General features: G+C 62.1%; 12 protein-coding genes. 6 read left to right on the plus strand and 6 right to left on the minus strand.

The window, feature by feature from the left end:
- Window positions 1–9: 9 nt before the first annotated feature.
- The 4 genes from ASH00_RS04910 to ASH00_RS04925 all read right to left on the minus strand — a co-directional run bounded on the left by ASH00_RS04910 (window position 10) and on the right by ASH00_RS04925 (window position 4,436).
- A complete protein-coding gene (locus tag ASH00_RS04910; protein ID WP_056545562.1) occupies window positions 10–1,701 on the minus strand; it encodes a formate--tetrahydrofolate ligase in 1,692 nt (563 codons plus the stop codon).
- A gap of 107 nt (window positions 1,702–1,808) precedes the next feature.
- Entirely contained in the window at window positions 1,809–2,576 is a 768-nt protein-coding gene (locus tag ASH00_RS04915; protein WP_056545571.1) for a phosphatase, read from the minus strand.
- A gap of 49 nt (window positions 2,577–2,625) precedes the next feature.
- Window positions 2,626–3,873: a D-inositol-3-phosphate glycosyltransferase gene (mshA, locus tag ASH00_RS04920; protein WP_157359001.1), complete on the minus strand. Its 1,248-nt coding sequence runs from the start codon at window positions 3,871–3,873 to the stop codon at window positions 2,626–2,628.
- A gap of 248 nt (window positions 3,874–4,121) precedes the next feature.
- On the minus strand, window positions 4,122–4,436 hold the full coding sequence (locus ASH00_RS04925) for a hypothetical protein (protein ID WP_056545574.1): 315 nt from the start codon (window positions 4,434–4,436) through the stop codon (window positions 4,122–4,124).
- Between the two features lie 471 nt (window positions 4,437–4,907).
- Between ASH00_RS04925 and ASH00_RS04930 the strand changes: the two genes are divergently transcribed.
- The gene (locus tag ASH00_RS04930; protein WP_056545576.1) at window positions 4,908–6,068 is read left to right on the plus strand and encodes a DUF418 domain-containing protein; all 1,161 of its coding nucleotides are present in this window, start codon (window positions 4,908–4,910) and stop codon (window positions 6,066–6,068) included.
- Here the strand turns inward: ASH00_RS04930 and ASH00_RS04935 are convergent.
- Window positions 6,065–6,712 (minus strand): histidine phosphatase family protein, encoded by a 648-nt coding sequence (locus ASH00_RS04935; protein ID WP_056545578.1) that lies wholly within the window; start codon window positions 6,710–6,712, stop codon window positions 6,065–6,067. The genes ASH00_RS04930 and ASH00_RS04935 overlap by 4 nt on opposite strands.
- Window positions 6,709–8,151 (minus strand): CCA tRNA nucleotidyltransferase, encoded by a 1,443-nt coding sequence (locus ASH00_RS04940; RefSeq protein WP_056545579.1) that lies wholly within the window; start codon window positions 8,149–8,151, stop codon window positions 6,709–6,711. The genes ASH00_RS04935 and ASH00_RS04940 overlap by 4 nt, the downstream gene beginning before the upstream one ends.
- Window positions 8,152–8,322: 171 nt before the next feature.
- Between ASH00_RS04940 and ASH00_RS04945 the strand changes: the two genes are divergently transcribed.
- From ASH00_RS04945 to trxA, 5 genes are all read left to right on the plus strand, one after another.
- Window positions 8,323–8,853, plus strand: a complete 531-nt coding sequence (locus ASH00_RS04945; protein ID WP_082565888.1) for an NUDIX hydrolase — start codon at window positions 8,323–8,325, stop codon at window positions 8,851–8,853.
- Between the two features lie 92 nt (window positions 8,854–8,945).
- Window positions 8,946–10,673 (plus strand): murein biosynthesis integral membrane protein MurJ, encoded by a 1,728-nt coding sequence (gene murJ / locus ASH00_RS04950; RefSeq protein WP_056545580.1) that lies wholly within the window; start codon window positions 8,946–8,948, stop codon window positions 10,671–10,673.
- Window positions 10,674–10,755: 82 nt separating this feature from the next.
- Window positions 10,756–12,264 carry a hypothetical protein gene (locus ASH00_RS04955; protein ID WP_056545581.1) on the plus strand — a complete coding sequence of 503 codons (1,509 nt, stop codon included), beginning with the start codon at window positions 10,756–10,758 and terminating at the stop codon, window positions 12,262–12,264.
- 117 nt (window positions 12,265–12,381) lie between these two features.
- Entirely contained in the window at window positions 12,382–13,416 is a 1,035-nt protein-coding gene (gene trxB, locus ASH00_RS04960) for a thioredoxin-disulfide reductase (protein WP_056546670.1), read from the plus strand.
- Between the two features lie 21 nt (window positions 13,417–13,437).
- Complete coding sequence (gene trxA, locus ASH00_RS04965; protein ID WP_056545583.1) at window positions 13,438–13,761, plus strand: thioredoxin; 324 nt, start codon at window positions 13,438–13,440, stop codon at window positions 13,759–13,761.
- Window positions 13,762–15,666: the final 1,905 nt, after the last annotated feature.

Raw genomic sequence — 15,666 nt, forward strand, 5'->3', positions numbered from 1 at the left:
GGACGGTACTCAGAACAGTCCTACCGCGTCGCCGTCGTCGTCCACGTTCATGCGCAGGGCGCCTGGCTCCTTCGGCAGGCCGGGCATAGTCATTACCGCTCCGGTGAGGGCGACAATGAAGCCCGCGCCGGTCTTCGGGATCAGATCCCGTACATGGAGGGTGAAACCCTCGGGAGCGCCGAGCCGGGTGGCGTCGTCGGAAAACGAGTACTGCGTCTTTGCCATGCACACCGGAAGCTGATCCCATCCATTTGCCTGGATCTCCTTGAGCCGGCGCAGGGCAGCCGCAGAGAAATCGACGTCGCACGCTCCGTAAATTTCCTGCGCAATCGTGCGGATCTTCTCCTCTACAGGGAGTTCCAGTGGGTACAGGTGCCGGAAGGAGCGAGGCGCTTCAAGCGCCGCCAGGACTTTCCCGGCGAGATCGTCACCGCCCGGTCCACCGCCGCCCTCACCCCAGATATCCGCCACGGCCGCGCTGATGCCCTCCGCAGCACACCACGACAACAGCCACTCGAGTTCCTCATCCGTATCAGTAGCGAATTTGTTGACCGCCACCACGGGTGTGATGCCGAACTTCCGCACGTTCGCTACGTGGCGCCGAAGGTTCACGACTCCGCGCTTCACCGCGTCGACATCCGGCTCCCGCAGATCGTCCTTCGCCACACCACCGTGCATCTTCAAGGCACGGATGGTCGCAACCAGTACGACGGCGTCAGGCGCCACATCCGCTGCCCGCGCCTTGATATCCATGAACTTCTCGGCACCCAGATCTGCGCCGAACCCGGCCTCGGTTACCACGATGTCGGAAAGGTGTTGCGCTGTCTGGGTGGCGATGACCGAGTTGCAGCCGTGCGCGATGTTGGCAAAAGGCCCACCATGGACCAGCGCCGGCGTGCCGGCAATCGTCTGCACGAGATTTGGTTTCACGGCGTCCCTCAGCAGCAGTGTTAGCGCTCCCTCAACGCCGAGGTCCGCAACGGTGACAGGCTTCCTGTCATAGGTGTACCCGATGGTCATGCGCGCGAGCCGCTGCCGAAGGTCTGCGAGATCGGTGGCCAGGCAGAAAGCGGCCATGACTTCGGACGCCACTGTGATGTCGAAACCGTCCTGGCGCGGAACTCCCTGCGTGGGCCCGCCCAGTCCGATCACAACGTCCCGCAAGCTGCGGTCATTGACGTCGAGCACGCGCTTGAAAGTGATCCTTCGCGGATCGATGTTGAGCGGGTTGCCCTGGTAGATGGAGTTGTCCACCAAGGCCATCAACGTGTTGTTTGCACTGGTGATCGCGTGGAAATCACCGGTGAAGTGAAGGTTGATGTCCTCCATCGGCAGCACCTGCGAATACCCGCCGCCGGTGGCTCCGCCCTTCATGCCCATGACCGGGCCAAGCGAGGGCTCGCGCAGCGCAACCATCACGCTCTGGCCGGCCCGCACCAGCGAATCCGCAAGCCCTACCGTCAAGGTGGACTTTCCTTCACCCGCGGGAGTTGGACTCATGGCGCTGACCAGAACCACTTTCCCCGGCGCCCTCCCGTGGACGCGAGGCAACTGCGCGACGTCGATCTTTGCCTTGTACCGCCCGTGCAGTTCCAGCGCTTCAGCAGGAATACCCGCCGCTGCTGCGATCTCCTCGATAGGACGGATACGGGCCGCTCGGGCAATGTCGAGATCGGACACAGGGGCGTGGATAGACGTCATCGTCTGAAATCCCTCCGGGGTGCTGGCTGGACTGTGGGCGGCTCGGGTGTGAACTGCATCCAATCTACCAGCGCGTCCAGGCGTGAGCGCGCCGTTGAAGAGGGGCTTCAGGCGAGTCCTGCGCGCTCCAGGACGTAGCTGGTCATCGGCTCATACAGACGTGGGCACAGATTGTCATCCAGCGGCACCGCAACCTCCAACTGCCCCTCAGCCTCGGAGACAAACAAGCCAGGATCATTGCAGTCGGCGAAGCCGAGAGTCGGGATGCCAACTGATGCGGCATGCCCTGCCCAACCATGATCGGCCACGACCAGCTCGGGCGCGGGTGCGTCCTGGGATGCGAGAAGCTCAAGGCTGAGCCGCATCGGCTCCGGATAGTGGGTGTGGACGAGGCCGCCGTACTGATGCCATGCCAGGACACCGAACAGCTGCCGGATGTCACCGTCACGGAAGGGCTGGCCCTCGGGGACCTGGACGACGGTTGCGCCGCCCCGTTCAGCTGCAGCGGCGAGCGCAGCGTGAACGGGCAGCAACCCTGCGGGGTGGCCGGTCGCGAACAGAATCCGGCTGCCCGAGCGGACGGCCACGCCAAACCGGTCCGCGAACCGGTCGAGTGCTGCGACGCACTTGTGCGCGTCGATGGTGTCCTGACCCTCGAGGTGATCCCGGTCGGCGCTGGTGCCGACGCTCTCGTGCATCAGGTCGAACACCTCATCGAGGGTCCACGTGCGGGTAAGCCGCACGCCGAATTCGAGGTGCTCGTTTCCATCAAGGAACAGCTGCATGTGCCGCAGGTTGTCCTGCCGCGGTGTGGCAACCTTCCCGGTGATACCTACTGAGTCGAGATAGCTGGCAAGTTCGGCGGCTGCATTCACCCGTCCATCCTAGGCACACTGTCCGGGGGAACTGGCTGATGTGCTGCGGCTACAGTGCGGGCGCACCCTCGTATTGTTCGACGGCCGTCCGGTAGCTCTGCGCCGTGAACAGTGCGGTCCGCTGCCAGCCGAAGGCCAGCGCGTGCACCGCAGCATTGGTGCCGAGCGTGCGGCGCATTGCGCCGTCGTCGTGAAGGACCTCCAGCGCCGCTGACCATAACGCGGCACCATGCCCGTCAACCAGAACACCGGTTCGCCCGGCACTGATCGCCTGCGGCAGTCCGCCGACATTCGCTGCCAGAACCGGTGTGCCGCAGGCCTGCGCTTCAAGCGCCACCAGACCGAATGATTCGCTGTAGGAAGGCATCGCAACGACGTCGGCCGCCCGGAACCAGTGCGCAAGCTGACCGGGCAAAACGGGCGGATAGAGCCGGACCACGTCCTGTAGTCCGAGCCGATTGATCAGGGGCCGAAGTTCCAGGGCTTCAGGTCCGCTGCCAGAGCCGATGATGCTGACCTGGAGCGGGATATCGGGACGCCGCTCCAGCAGGTCAGCGGCAGCTTCAACCAGCAGGTGGGGACCCTTCAGCTTCTGGATCCGGCCGGCGAAGACCACGTGGAACGTCTCGGCAGCGAACGAAAGCCCTGCGCGTGACGCGGGCCGGTCAAGCGCATTGAAGATGTCGAGATCCACACCGGGGGCGACAATGTCGACCTTCTCGGCGGCCGCCCCATAAAGGGATTCCAATTCCGCAGCCTCGGTACTTGTGTTGGCGATGAGGCGATCGGCGTCGTTGACGATGGTCTGCTCGCCGGAAATCCGCGATTCAGGTTCCCTTATTCCTCCGGCATGCAGCCGGAGGTTCTTCACCCTCGCCATGGTGTGCATCGAGTGGACCAACGGCAGGTTCAGGGATTTCGCGACGGTCAAGCCCACAATGCCGGAGACCCAGTAGTGGGAGTGGATGACATCGAAGTGTCCGTCTGCCAGCAGATCGGTGGCGTCGGCGATGGCGTCGGCCAGGTCATCGGAGAGTTGGGGAAGTACTTCTTTTGGAACCTGGCGCGTGGGTCCGGCAATAAGGTGGCGGACCAGGACACCCGGGCCCAGTTCCTCAATGTGCGGTTGCCCGTCCGCTGCTGCGCGGGTGAAAATTTCGACGTCGATACCGACCTTGGCGAGCTCCAGCGCCACTGAGCGTACATAGACATTCATACCGCCGGCGTCGCCGCCGCCGGGCTGATCGAAGGGCGATGTGTGAAGCGACAGCATCGCCACGCGCTTCACGGGTGTCACGACCCCTCCCTTCGCCGTCCGGATTGTGTTCTTGTGCCAGCGCTTGACCGCTGGCCACTAGTGACCATATAACGCGGACAACAGTCACTACATTCCGCGGAAGCGCCTCGTGGAGCCGGAGTGGTCCGTTAAGGCGGAAGCCCGCGCTGGGAAGCGCGGGCTTCTCTGGTGGTGGCACCGACGACTTGCATCAGTTTCTCCTTCGCGGATCGACAGGGCGCGGCACACACGCCGCATGGACGCACCTGTTATTTGATGAACAGGTGATGCTGCGGCAGGGCAAAGGACTGGGCGTTTTCCCAGGCGTTATCGACCGACGATTCCTGTATTCGCTTCCAGAAGAAAACACTTTCCCGGAGTTTCTTGATCATGACGTACACCTCCTCTCGCTGGGTAAAGTCAGGCATCACCGCTGATAGATCGACAGGTTGCGTGTCGGGTTCACGAACCGGGTTGTCGAGGCGGGTGAGATTGCCGGACATGATGAATTCCCCGTGTGAACGCTGCTGTACATCGACCTGGGTCGTGGTGCGTTCGGTGGAAACAGGGGCTGAAACAGGCATGGATATCTCCTGAAATTGTGGTGCGGGAAGAGAAGAGGGCTGCGATGAGCCCGGAATTCGTGAGAAAGGCACGAAAAAGCGAGGCGGGTTCCGCCTGACGCACACAAAGGAAAAAGGGAAACTTCTCCGCAGAAGAAAATTAGGAGAGAAGTGCCGTTTTCAGCAGGAAGTTAATGCGCAGCGATGGCGGAGGCTGGGCGGGTTCGCGCGGCCATCATGCCGCCGAGAAGATTAATCACCGAATCCCACCTCCATTTCTAACTAGCGCTTACGTGAAAAGTGCAAAAACAAAGGAAGATTGGGTTCTCCCAATGGCACTTCTCAAAGCTACCTCAAACGAAGCGCCTTCGCCTAGCTCTTTTGCGAGAAATCCCAAATATTTTTCCAGACCGGGAATACCCGGGACAGCAGCAGCGCATTAGCCCGCCAGGCAGCGTTAGGCTGACCAGGGATTCGAGGAGAGGTAGGCGGATGGGATCTGCACGGCTCCGCGAGGTTGATGCGCTGCGCAGCTTTGCGCTCGGCGGCATCCTCATGGTCAATATCTGGTACTTCGCCGACCCGTTCACCCTTGCCGCCGAAATCAGCCCGAATCACCGGTCGGCAGCCGACCTCGCAGTGCGGTTCACGGTTGCAGCTCTCTTCGAAGCAAAGTTCTACCTACTCTTCTCCTTCCTGTTCGGCTACAGCTTTGATCTGCAGTGGCGGGCGGCCATTGCAGCAACCGCATCCCCGGTACAACGCATGCAGCGCCGCCTTGCTGCGTTGTTTGTCCTCGGCTTGCTGCACGGTCTCGTCCTGTTTTTTGGGGACATCCTCCTGACGTATGCGCTGATGGGCCTGATTCTGCTCGCGACGCACTCACTGCGCACGTCCACGGCCGTCATCACGGGCAGTGCGCTGATTGGAGGGATCGGTTCGCTCATCCTGGCTGTGGGCCTATTCATTGCCGGCGCCGGAGCGGGTGCTCCTTCCGCCGATATTGCAGTGGATCCAGGCGCGCTTACCCAGAGCCCAAGCTCGGCCTTCTCAGCCAACGCGGACAACTTCCTGGAGAACGTTGCCGGTGTGGTCTTCGTTCAGGGTCCGCTCTCGCTCGGAATGTTCTACATTGGGCTCGCGGCCGCCCGGGCGCGCCTTTTCGAACGGCCGCTCTCCACCCGCATGCTGACGACGACGGCGGCAACCTGCCTTCCCGTCGGCCTCGCCGCCGGAGTTTTCCAGGCCTACCTGACCACCTATGGGAGCGGCGACCGGTTCAGTGTGCTGGCCTTCGGCATCTCAACTCTCACCGCGCCTCTGCAGACAGCCGGCTACGTGAGTCTCCTCCTGCTGCTTTTCCGCACGGCGGCCGGAGCACGCCTCTGCGGACTGCTTGCACCCGCGGGACGCATGGCGCTCACCAACTACCTCCTGCAGTCGGTGATCATGGCGCTCGTTTTCACCGCCTACGGGCTGCGGCTCTCCGACGGACTGCCGGCCAGCGCGGTGGCGGGAATCGCCGTCGTCATCTTTGCAGCCCAACTGATCCTCAGCCGCCTTCTCCTCGCACGTATAAGGATTGGCCCGGCAGAGTGGCTACTGCGGAGCATCACGTATGGCCGACGGAGTAGGCGGGCACCGGGAAGTTAGACGTTCCAGCGCAGGATGGCGGGAGTGCGCTTGTCCCAGCCGAGCGCACACACCGCGGCCGTACCAAGGATGAAGCGCCGCCCCTCGACGGGTTCGAACTCCAGCCAGCGCGCGGTAAGCACCCGGAGGAAGTGGCCGTGAGCAACCAGGAGGGCGTTACGCACCGGTTGCGCCTGCGGATCCTGGTCCGCCGGTGTGCCGCAACCGGCCTGAACCCTCGAGATGATCCGGTCAGCGCGTGCTGCGACCTGGGCAATGGTTTCTCCGTTTGGGACGCCGTCCTTCCAGATGAGGTAATCCGGATTCTCCTTGCGGACCAGCGCGCTGTTACGGCCTTCATTGTCGCCGTAGTCCCACTCGTGGGCATACGGGAGCACCTCGGCGCCACCAAAACCGGCCAGCTCAGCCGTGCGTCGCGCACGCTGAAGCGGAGACGTGAAGACCAGGTCAAACTCGACGCCGGCCAACCGGCTCGCAGCGTCCCGTGCCTGCTGCTCGCCGGCCGAAGTCAGCGCAAGGTCAGTGAGGCCGGTGTAGTTGCCGTCGCGGGACCACTCCGTCTCACCGTGGCGCAATAGCCAAAGGTTAGGCAGCGGTGTGCCCGCCGCGGTCAGATCAGCGGCAGCTGCTCCGGACTGGCTCATGATTCATCTCCTGCTTCGGGCTGGTCGGCCCACCAGAAGCGCAACTTGGACTCGGCAGCCTCACGGGTATGCGGACCATGTTCCATGCGTTCCTCCAAAAGAAAGCGGTAGGCCCGCCCCACAACCGGCCCCGGCCGAATGCCCAGCAGCTTCATGATGTCTTCTCCGTCCAGATCCGGCCGTATCGATGCGAGCTCTTCCTGCTCGGCGAGCGCAGCGATGCGGTTCTCGAGGTCGTCGTAAGCAAAAGCGAGGCGCTCTGCCTTCCGGCGGTTGCGCGTTGTCACGTCCGACCGCGTCAGCCGGTGCAGCCGTTCAAGCTGCAGCCCGGCGTCGCTCACGTAACGGCGCACGGCGGAATCCGTCCAGCCCGCCTCGCCGTAGCCGTAGAAGCGCATGTGCAGCTCCACGAGGCGCGCCACCGCCTTGATCGTGTCATTGTCGAAACGGAGCGTCTTCATCCGCTTGGCCGTCAGCTTTGCTCCGACAACATCGTGGTGACGGAAACTCACCGCGCCGGTTGATTCGAATCGCCGGGTTGCCGGTTTCCCGACGTCGTGCATCAGGGCAGCGAACCGCAGGGCAAAGTCCGGAGCCGGCACCGCGCCGTCGTCATCGGTTTCCAGTGCGCATGCCTGCTCAAGCACGGTCAGTGAGTGCTGGTAGACGTCCTTGTGCCGGTGGTGCTCGTCCATCTCGAGGCGCAGCGCAGGCACCTCTGGCAGCACATGGTCGGCCAACCCGGTGGAAACCATGAGATCGACGCCCCGCCGGGGGTGGGCGCCGTTGATGAGCTTGATCAGCTCATCCCGGACGCGCTCTGCGGAAATGATGGTGATGCGCTCGGCCATCGCGGTCATCGCATCCCGCACCTCCGGCGCAACCTCCACTCCCAGTTGGGAAGCGAACCGCGCCGCGCGCATCATGCGGAGCGGATCATCGGAGAACGACGACGACGGCGCGCCCGGAGTGCGCAGCAGGCCCGCGTGGAGGTCCTTTACGCCACCGTACGGGTCCACCAGTTCCAGTGAGGGAAGGCGAAGGGCCATGGCGTTGATGGTGAAGTCCCGGCGGAGGAGGTCATCCTCCAGCTTCGTGCCGAAGGCAACCACGGGCTTGCGGGACGACGGCTCATACGCCTCGGCGCGGTAGGTAGTGACTTCGATGGTGAAGGACGCCTTGCGCAGCCCGATGGTTCCGAACTCCCGGCCAATCTCCCAAAAGGAATCCGACCACCGCCGGATGACCGCGATGATCTGGTCCGGGTCAGCGTCCGTGGTGAAATCGAGGTCCGGCGAGGACCTACCGAGGAAAAGGTCGCGGACCGGCCCGCCCACCAGCGAAAGTTCGTGGCCGGCATCAGCGAACAGCCGTCCTAGCTCAGTAACCACCGCCGGAAGGGGGGCGGTCAACGGGGAATCTTCCAACAGGTGCACCATAGTCCTTTAAGCGTGCCAGAGATCAGCCCAAACACCATTACGGGAACGGGGCACGCGCTAAAGGGTCGCCGGTGGAACCATCGGCACGGCAACACGCCGACCGTCCTGCATGCTGGCGGGGAGCCGCCCGCGCGGTCATCATCCCCCAGCAAAGGTAGTTAGAGTGGGATCATGGACCGTCCCGTTCCGAGCGCACCAAAGCGCACCCCATTGACAGCGTCAATGGGCCGAACAGGCGCGCCTCTAATTCATCAGTCCCTCCCCACGGTGGAGGAAGTGTCGGCCGGCGGAATCGTCGTCGACACCTCTACGGACCTGCTCAACGTAGCAATCATCGCGAGGCTGAACCGCGGTGGACGGCTTGAGTGGTGTTTGCCCAAGGGACATCCGGAGAACCAGGAAAACAACGAACAGGCAGCAGTAAGGGAGATCGAGGAGGAAACCGGCATCTGCGGCCGCGTCCTCGCAGCGCTCGGCAGTATTGACTACTGGTTCACTGTCAGCGGTCACCGCGTCCACAAGACGGTCCACCACTTTCTCCTTATCTCTACGGGCGGGCATCTGACCATCGAGAATGATCCCGATCACGAGGCCGTCGACGTGGCATGGGTTCCGCTCGCAGACCTCGGCCGCAAGCTCTCCTTCCCTAACGAGCGGCGTATCGCCGACCTCGCCCGAGAGGTCCTGCCGCAGTACCTCTGAGCCGGTGTCCGTCATACCGTGGCGATTACGGGCTTGCTGCGAGGACCGCGGGTTACCGGAATCGGCCGCCAATGGTGAGACGATAAGTCACGATGTCTGATACCAACACCGCCTCAATACCGGTCCAGGATGCGGGCGTGGTGCCCAGCCGCCGTCCCACTCCCGCGGGCAACGTTCCGCCCACTGATACAACAGCACGCTCCAGCGCAATCATGGCTGCGGGCACCCTCGTTTCGCGTATCCTCGGCCTCGTCCGTGTCGCTCTTCTCGCCACGGCGATCGGCACGGCCGGCGCGGTGTCCGACCTGTTTCCTGCAGCCAACAATTTGCCGACCTACATCTTCCTGATGGTTGCCGGCGGCGTGTTCAATGCCGTGCTCGTGCCGCAGATCATCCGGGCAAGCCAGCAGGAGGACCGCGGTTCGGACTTCGTGAGCCGACTGATGACGCTCTCGGTCATCGTCCTGTTCATTCTTACGCTGCTGATTACGCTCGCTGCGCCATTCCTGGCGGACCTGTTGACCAACGTGTCCGGTGACGCGCTGGCCCTCACTACCGTCTTTGCCTATTGGTGCCTGCCACAGATCTTCTTCTACGGGCTTTACTCGATCATTGGCCAGGTGCTTAACGCCAACGGCTCCTTTGGCCCGTACATGTGGGCTCCAGTGGTCAATAACATCGTCTCGATCGGTTTCCTTATTGCCTTCATCGTGATGCTGGGCGCCGAACGGACCACTGGCCATACCCCCGATACGTGGACTCCCACCCATACGTTGCTGCTAGCCGGCGGCACCACCCTCGGCATCGTCATCCAGGCGGTGGTCCTCATCGTCCCGCTGCGCCGGTTGCACCTCGGCCTTCGTCCCAGGTTCGGGTGGCGCGGCGTCGGGCTCGGCAAGACAGGACGGCTGGCTTCCATAACGATCGTGACCATGCTGATCGGCAACGGTCTCTACATGATCAACCAGTGGGTGGCCACGATCGCCACCGAAGCTCGAACCGACCTGCCGGACGACGTCTACATCGCCGGTCTGACCAACCTGGACATCGGGTCGCTGGTCTACGTTCTGCCGCACTCCGTGATTGCGCTATCGCTGGCAACCGTCATGTTCAATCGGCTCGCGGCTGCGCACTCGCAGGGTGATGTGGAAACCACCAAGGAAACACTGTCCCTGGGCATGCGGACCATCGGCGTGGCCACTGTTTTCGGTGCAGCAGCGCTACTGGCCCTGGCCGCGCCGCTTGGCATGGTTTTCTCCGGTGGTATCCGTGCCGGCGGCGCACTCAACGCGCTGATCATCACGCTGCTGGCGGTCGGCGCGCCCTTCCTCAGCGCCAATTTTTTCCTCAACCGGGTCTTCTACGCGGCTGAAGACGCTATCACTCCGCTGAAAATCCAGCTCATCCTCTCGGTCACGGGGGTTGCACTGGCCCTCACCGCCAGCCTGTTCGAGCCGGCTCTCATCGTTCCCATGCTGGCTCTCAGCTTCACCCTCGGCAATATTGTGGCCGTCGTCGTCAGTCATGTCTTTCTGGTCCGGAAAATCGGCGGATACGGAGCTGGGCATATTTACGACGTGCACGTCCGGCTGACCGTTGCGGGCCTCATCGCAGCGGCTTTCGGCGCCGGGCTGTTGTGGTTTTTTGGTGCATACCAGCCGGACGGCTTCGTGTGGCAATCGGTGGGAAGCGCCGTCGTCGTTCTGCTGGTTGCCGGACCTCTGATGGCAGCGGTCTACATCGGCATGCTGAAAGTCCTGCGGATTACCGAACTGAGCGACTTCCTCGCTCCGCTCCTATCCCGCTTCGCACGCCGGTAAGCGGTGGCCCCGCGCGTGCGCACTATCTGCCCGGAAGTGGCCGGTAGCATTGGTACAAAGTATCCACATCCGGGAGGAACACGTGCCAGAAGCAGTAGACGTCGGCTCAGTACTGGGCGGCCGGTACAAGGTCACCGCTTACGTCCTCGCCTCTGCGGAGAAGGACCTGGTGCTCGATGGCGTGGACCAGGTGCTCAATCGGCCGGTCAGCATCCTGGTGGCATCGCCTTCCAACGCCGGTCAGGTTGCCACGAGCGCCCGCGAAGTCGCCACGGGTGAGCGGTCCGGTAATATCCAGGTTCTTGATCTGGGAATCACCGACGCCGGCACCTACCTTGTCACCAACCGCGCACCGGCGGCTGACCTCCTGGACCTCGTGATCCAGCAGGATGCCCCCTATATCGAACCGTTCTTCACAGACACCCTCGGTTCGGAGATCTTCGGTGTTGCCCGTTCCACGGAGCCGGAAACCCACGAGGACGACGACGACTATCACCACGAGCCGGAACGGCGCCCGGCACGCCTCCCGAAGGCGCGGATGCCCCGTTTCGGCCGCGGGTCTGCGGCCGGCGCCGCCGGCGGAGCTGCTGCGGGTGCTGCCGCCGCGTCCGGACAGGCAGATCCAGGCACTGCACCGCAGGACATCTCGGCATCCCGCCCCGCCGGAGGCAATGCGAGTGTTCCACCGCCACCGAGCGCCCCTCCCCGGGCTATCCCGGCTGACGAGCGGAACGAGCGGGCGAAAGTCACGGCCTGGTCCGAAGATGATTACGACCGCCCGGAAGACCGATCATCATCCCAGCGGCCGGCATCGCGTTTCCCCGCCGCTGCTGCTGCGGGCGGAGCTACCGCTGCCGGTAGCCAGTATGACGACGACGGCCCGTACGAGGATTACGACGAGGATGAAGATCGCGAGAACAACCCCCGCTTCACGCGCTTGCTCGTGGGTATCGTCCTCGCTCTTGTGATTGTGGGTGCGGTCGTCCTCGCTGTCACCCAATTGCGGCCCATCTTCGATCCGCCTGTCGCCAACGAAAGCGCAACGACGGAGAGTACCGTCGAAGCCACGGACAGCGCGGCTCCCTCTCCGTCCGCCTCAGGCTCCGCAACACCGACACCCGAGCTGATACCCCCGGTCGCCACAAGCGTCACTCGCCTGGTGCCGGATAATCCCGAGCTCAACTCCCAGACCGACGGTGACCTCGGGGCAATCATCGACGATAACCCTGCAAGCTTCTGGGGCAGCCTCGTCTACGCAAACGAAACCTTCGGCGGGCTCGCTCAGAACCTAGCGCTCGTGGTTGAACTGGAAGAGCCATCCAGCATCTCAGAAATTCAGATTGAACAACTGAACAGCTCGGGCGGCAGCTTCAGTGTATTGCTCAATGATGAGCCGACACTTGAGGGTGCTACCCAGGTGGCGCAGTCGGGCTTCACCGGACCGTCGGTGACGTTCAATGTGCCGCAGGTCGATGGTGCTCCTGCCACAGCGCAGTATGTGATCGTGAATTTCACTCAGCTCCCCAGGCTTTCCAACGTTCAGGCACAGTACCCATGGGGAATGCGTATCGCAGAGATCAACATCTCCTAGCGACTACCCCTCTGCCCGGGACACGGAATAACGGCAGCTGACCTGTCGTTATTGCAAATGATCGCGACTGGACTGAAGGTTCGATCGCTCTCACCGATAGAAAGGTTCATCAAACCCGTGAGCACTGAGACAGACAACGGCAGCAATTCGCCAAGCGATATCCGCGACGTCATCATCGTAGGGTCCGGTCCCGCTGGATACACCGCCGCGGTCTACACAGCAAGGGCCAATCTTTCACCGCTGCTGATCGCCAGCTCGGTGACCGCCGGCGGCGAATTGATGAATACGACTGACGTGGAGAATTACCCGGGATTCCCCGAAGGTGTCATGGGCCCTGACCTCATGGAGAACTTCGAGAAGCAGGCAGCGCGCTTTGGAACTGAGATCCTTTTTGAAGATGTGACGTCGGTAGACCTCTCTGGAGACGTCAAAGCCGTCACCGTCGGCACCGGTGAGACGTTCAGGGCTCGTGCGGTCATCATCTCCACCGGATCCGCTTACCGTGAACTCGGCCTCGAAGATGAGAAGCGACTTTCCGGTCACGGAGTCAGCTGGTGCGCCACCTGTGACGGGTTCTTCTTCAAGGACCAGGACATTGCCGTTATTGGCGGAGGTGACTCGGCTATGGAGGAGGCACTCTTCCTCACCAAGTTCGCCCGTTCGGTTACGGTGGTCCACAGGCGTGATTCCCTCCGCGCGTCACGAATCATGCAGGACCGCGCACTGGCTCACGAGAAGATCCGCTTCGAGTGGAACGCAGAAGTGGCAGCTATCCATGGCACGGACAAGGTGACCGGTCTGACGCTCGCGAGCACCGTCGACGATTCCTCCAGGGAACTGGCTGTCACTGGAGTGTTTGTGGCGATCGGCAACGACCCTCGGATCGACCTGGTCAAAGATCAGCTCAAGCTGACAGGTGAAGGAACCATTGCCGTTCTCGGGCGCACATCCAAGACCTCCTTGCCCGGTGTGTTTGCAGCCGGGGACGTCATTGACCCGACGTACCGTCAGGCCATCACCGCGTCCGGTTCCGGCTGTGTTGCTGCCATCGATGTCGAGCATTACCTCGCCGATCTGGGAGACACTGTGCAGACAGCCGCTGAAGTACCGACACCGGTAGCAGAACAAGTCTCCGAGACCGCTTCCGTATAACCCTCGAGAAGGAGTAGAGATATGAGCGACGCAAAGGAAGTAACTGACAGTTCGTTCGAAGCCGACGTACTCAACGCTTCGAAACCCGTAATGGTTGATTTCTGGGCTGAGTGGTGTGGCCCCTGCCGTAAACTATCGCCAATCCTTGATGACATCGCTTTAGAGCACGCCGACAAGATCGATGTCGTGAAGCTGAATGTTGATGACAACCCTGCCACGGCTGCAAAGTACGGGATAACGTCAATTCCCGCTGTGTACGTCTTTCGGGACGGGGAAGTAGCGGCTACCTCAATTGGTGCCAAGCCAAAGCAGGTGTTGGAGCAGGAGTTTGCACAGTTCCTCTAGGAACGCGTGTCAGAAGAAGCCGGGCCGCCCAATCGGTGCCCGGCTTTTTCGTGCATGAGATTGCGGTGCCGCCTCCCGATAGTTTCCAGACGCTCGTGTCCACGAGACCGATGTTTCACGTGGAACACAATCTGCGTTCGCGCGGCGCTCTAATGGCCGGAGTGAAGTGGCCGCGGGCCACTACGATTTCGACCAGAGCAACGGCTCACCACGATTCGCATCCCGCCCCCGGTGTGCTGTGGACCGATAACAGACGCTGGCCCGGGCATGTCCGGCAGGTTCTTTATCTCCTGCTCGTCCGAGACATCGGCCGTAGCTCCGCACCAGGACTGGCTAGTCGCCCGATTCTAGCCAGATATGTTTCACGTGGAACGGCCGAGCGATCAGGTACTTTCGAGGCGCCCCACCCAGCAGCCCGAAGGAGTCGGTACTCCGGTCGCAGGTGCCCAACTCTGTTCACGCCGGACTAAAGTCCGTCCAAGAACACACCTGCCGGCATCACGAGGCATCTCAGATATGAAATCGGCGGCTTCACGCGAAACCTCCGGTCTTCCTGGTGCATGGAGCCGGATCATCGACAACCAATCGCGACTCAGCCCGCTCGCGAGTCGCTGGCAACTCGATCCCGGGGAGGAATCCGCGGCCAGCCTTCCTCAGGCTTGCTAACCCGGCGCTTCGCGCTCATCCGAGCTGCGCGTCCTTCGGAACGGATCCAGGCAGTACCAGGTCTAACTCCCAACAGCGTCACGCTGGCATTCATTCGGTCGCAGTTTCACGTGAAACTGCGACTCAAACGTACAGTGACCGGGTCATTCCGATTTACAAGTTACAGGTCTTCAAAAGTTAGACGGCCATTACGGGTCGCGGCCGCCGTGGTGACGATTGAGATCAACGAGCGCGAACGTGCACGAACACACCCGCTTAAGCCTCCAGCAACGTTGTCATCGGCGGTACTTCTGAAGCACCTGCAGAAACTCATACGCAGACACTCATACCAATCGGGCTGCGGTTCTCTTTCCCGGAAGCGAGTGAGTAAGGCGGAAAAACGTTTGGCGCGGAATCTGGGCACAGGGCAACGCGCGACATGGGCACAGTTGGACCTAAATAGCGCATCGTCACATTGCATCCGGGCAGTAGTATCGTACGTTTCACGTGAAACGACTTGCTCCGACATCATAGAGCTGAAAGCAGCACCGGGGTAGAGCTCATCAACGGAAGCATGCACCAGTACGGACGCTGGACAATTCAATCAGTCGAGCCAACCGGCGACTCGCTAATGACGTCGGCCGAGTAGTGCCAGGCCCGTCGCCCGCCGTCGCCCTCGGGCCGCCCGCGCATCGCAACGGTCGGTTACCGAGATCGCATTCCGGTGTACCGGTGTTTCACGTGAAACCGTCCATTCCTTCGGACTCCCGCACGACCCACTTCCCACAAGGTAGAGGGTCGCCACGAGTGCTCGGATGCTCGGGTGACACCTTCTTCCGCCGTCGTATCCGGTGCCATCAGCACCGCAGCCGTCAACTGGGCCATCGTGCAAGGGTGCGAACGGTACGATCAGCAACCGGGTGAGTTCGGTAGACAGGCCGGCCTCTGTGCCAAACCCCGGTTCTACCTTAAGACCAAGTTTGACCAACTCAGGGATCATTCAAACCGAACGCGACCTAACCCAGGTAGCGATTGCATTTAGCGCGCCCATGGGGGTCGTGTGGTCTCAGCGTGATTCGCCGCTGTATGCGGCGATGTCTTGGACGGACGGTCCGAATGCAACGTGGAGTGATCAACCCCTGATTACACATTCAGCGCAGTTGGAACCGCAGATCCGGTCCGAGCGGACTTCGCCACTGCAATCGACCCGTCCTCGGCAGCACCAGTCTGACCAAGAAAAGGCGCCGTTTCACGTGAAAC

The organism is Arthrobacter sp. Soil782 (assembly GCF_001428435.1).
In the GTDB taxonomy this organism is placed as follows: domain Bacteria; phylum Actinomycetota; class Actinomycetes; order Actinomycetales; family Micrococcaceae; genus Arthrobacter_D; species Arthrobacter_D parietis.